At 31.8% G+C, this 1,581-nt stretch carries 1 protein-coding gene and 1 pseudogene; both read left to right on the top strand.

The features are described 5' to 3' along the window. Positions 1-814, top strand: a pseudogene (locus RMO70_RS16035) (type IX secretion system plug protein domain-containing protein); the annotation flags it as partial. 79 nt (positions 815-893) lie between these two features. Beyond that, on the top strand, positions 894-1,280 hold the full coding sequence (gene apaG, locus RMO70_RS16030) for a Co2+/Mg2+ efflux protein ApaG (RefSeq protein WP_310557452.1): 387 nt from the start codon (positions 894-896) through the stop codon (positions 1,278-1,280). Positions 1,281-1,581: the final 301 nt, after the last annotated feature.

Genomic DNA, 1,581 nt, shown 5'->3' with positions numbered 1-1,581 from the left:
ATTTATTCTTTACGAAGAACTAGTTACCGTGCCAATTCAAATAAAGCGGGCGAGAACAGTAAGCAATTTAGAGTATAAACACAATTTAGAATTTGCAATTAGATCAACCGCTATCACTTTTCAAAATCCTTTAAAAAACGTAAAAGTAGTTTTGTTACAAAACGGACAATTCAATAATGCCATTACAAACATTGTCCCACAATATACTATTGCCAATGATTTAATTTACAAGTATGATACTGAAACCCAATTTTGGGCAGGAAATGAATTTTTATATTTTGATAATAATGATGTTCGAGTTTCTAATAATAATGTGTCTAGAGTAGATTCTGGCAAAGATATTTACAGCGCCCATTTATTCACAAATGCCGCTAGAGCTAATTTTCCTTATTCGTTCACACAAGACATCAACGGCAATTTTATTGTTCGCAATATTAACGCAACAAACAACGAGATTGAAGCAGATTATACCTGGATTTATTTTAGTCTTTCGGCTCCAACTTTTAGATCAAAAAAATCTATTTACATCACTGGCATGTTTAATAATTATCAACTTTCGCCAGAAAATAAATTAGATTATAATGAACAAACTCGACTTTTTGAAAAAGCCATCCTCTTAAAACAAGGCTTTACAAACTATCAATATCGAGTTTCAGACGACAATGGAACACTAGATCACGAAAACGCAATCGACGGTAATTTTTATCAAACCGAAAATGACTATTCGATTTTAGTCTACTACCGAGAAAATAATTACCGATACGACAGAGTGATTGGAAAAGGGAATGCAAATTCAACAAATACTATAAACTAAAAAAAGAGTTGTAAAAAGTTAAAACAAAAGCAAAATTTTGTAATTTTGCCATCATTAAACTCATATTTAGACTATTAATATGGTTTCACAAATAACAAGAGGGATAAAAATTTCGGTTTTAACTAGTTTTGAAGGTACTTATTTCAAGAACTATAGAATTCATTTTGCCTTTAGTTATCAAATCACTATCGAAAACCAAAGTAAAGATTCCGTACAACTAATTTCGCGCCATTGGGAAATTTTTGATTCCTTAAACGATATAGAAACCGTTGATGGCGAAGGTGTTATTGGCAAAAAACCCGTTTTAAAACCTGGTGAACAACACACGTATAATTCAGGTTGTTTACTATCATCTCCTTACGGCGCAATGAAAGGCTACTTTAATTTAGTAAATTTTACAACCACAAGAAACTTCAAGGTTATTGTTCCCAACTTTAGATTATGTGCCTCTTTTGCTTTGAATTAAGGAGCAATTTCCATCTGTACATCACAACTCCTCGCTCAAAAAACTTTTTTTTCAAATACAATTTCATGAGCTTCCACTAGTCGCTCTGAAATTGCATGAAAAAATAAATTTTTTTACTGTGGGGTTTTCATTTCCATCTGCCTGTCGGCAGACAGGTCTGGGCTAAAACCACACAACAACCATCTTTTTTTACAGCATTAATTAACTATTATTCAAACAAACCTTTGTACTTTTGTGAAAATTATTTAATTAAACTATTATGTTAAAAGGATTTTTCAATGCCCCAAAAGCCGTAAACGAA

The organism is Flavobacterium sp. (assembly GCF_031422135.1).
Classification (GTDB): domain Bacteria; phylum Bacteroidota; class Bacteroidia; order Flavobacteriales; family Flavobacteriaceae; genus Flavobacterium.
This window is presented reverse-complemented; position numbering and strand designations above follow the sequence as displayed.